Origin of the sequence: Variovorax sp. VaC1, from assembly GCF_043658315.1 — a bacterium.
In the GTDB taxonomy this organism is placed as follows: domain Bacteria; phylum Pseudomonadota; class Gammaproteobacteria; order Burkholderiales; family Burkholderiaceae_C; genus Variovorax.
Map to the genome: position 1 here is coordinate 1 of NZ_JBIGLT010000021.1, position 1,455 is coordinate 1,455.

General features: G+C 62.9%; 1 protein-coding gene. It reads right to left on the reverse strand.

The genetic code is table 11. The annotated features are described in order from the left end of the window. Positions 1-1,295, reverse strand: a 1,295-nt coding sequence (locus ACGLHS_RS32210; protein WP_394486075.1) for a condensation domain-containing protein, incomplete at its 3' end; no start/stop codon positions are given. Between the last annotated feature and the right edge of the window lie 160 nt (positions 1,296-1,455).

Here is a 1,455-nt window from a genome sequence, read left to right on the forward strand (position 1 = left end):
ATGCCCCCGATGGGCTGCGAGGGATCGGCTGCGATCGCATGGAGCACCTGCTGCAGCCGCGCTACCAACTGCTCGACCGCAGCGCGGTCCCACAGATCCGGCCGATACCCCACCCGCAACTGCAGTTGCGTGCCCGGGATGGCAACGACGCTCAGTGGGTAGTGCGTTTTATCCCCGCCGTGACCACTGGCGCGGGAGACTTGCAATGGGTCATGTGCCAGGCCACGCGCATTGGCGTCGACCGGATAGTTCTCAAAGACAAACAGGGTGTCGAACAAGGCAGGGAAGCCCGCCAGGCGCTGGATCTCCGAGAGGCCCAGATGCTGGTGTGCGGCCATCGCGGATTGCTCGTCCTGCAGCCGCACCATCGCTTGAGCGACGGGCTCCAGCAACTGGAATCGCAAGCGCAAGGGGACGGTGTTGATGAACAGCCCGACCATGCGCTCCACACCTGGCAACTCCGGCGGACGGCCCGAGACCGTGATGCCGAAGACCACGTCTTCGCGGCCAGTCAGTCGGCCCAGCAGCAGGCCCCAGGCGCCTTGCAGCAGGGTGTTGAGCGTCAGGCCGTGCTGGCGTGCCCGCCCGCCAAGCGATTGCGTCAACTCCTGCGAAAGACTGCAGGCCAGGATTTCCTGGCGGCCCGACTTTTCGATCTGGTCGGCCGTCAGCAACGTGGGTTCCGCCAGACCTGAAAGCGATTCCTTCCACGCACTCAAGGACTTGTCGCGATCCTGGTGTTTGAGCCAACCCAGATAGTTGCGATAGGGCACTGGTGGCGCAAGAGCACTGTCGTCGCCCCTTGTCCGATACAACACGAACAGCTCGTTGAGAAAGATCGGCATCGACCAGCCATCCAGCAGGATGTGATGGCTGGTGAACACAAGGCGTGCACGCTGCGGCGCCAGCTGAATGAGCGCGAAGCGCAGCAGCGGAGCTTGCGCCGGCTCGAAGGGACGCACGCGGTCTTCTTGAAGCCAGCGCATGAGTTCGGCCTCGCGCTCTTGCGGCGTGAGGTCGCGAAGGTCGATGTCCTGCCACGGCAGCGTGATCTGACGAACAATGATCTGGACGGGCTCTGCAGTGTGATGCAGAAAGCGTGCGCGCAGATTCGCATGGCGTTGCACAAGGGCCTCGGCGGCAGCTTTCAAGGCCGCCGCATCGAGCGGCCCTGTCAGGTCGAACGTGAATTGAACGACGTAAGCGGCAGACTTGTTCTCGTCGTAGAGCGTGTGAAACAGCAAGCCCTGCTGGGTAGGTGACAGGGGAAGGATGTCTTCAATCTGCGGATTCATGCAAATTCTCCAGTTGCTCGATCTCGGCCTGGCTGAGGGCAAGAAGCGGGAAGTCGGACGGTGTGAAGCCGCCGGCGCCGGCTTGCTGGGCATGCGAGACCAAGGTCTGCAGCACCCGGAACCACGTGTGGGCCAGGTCGCTGATGTCGTCCTCTGCAAA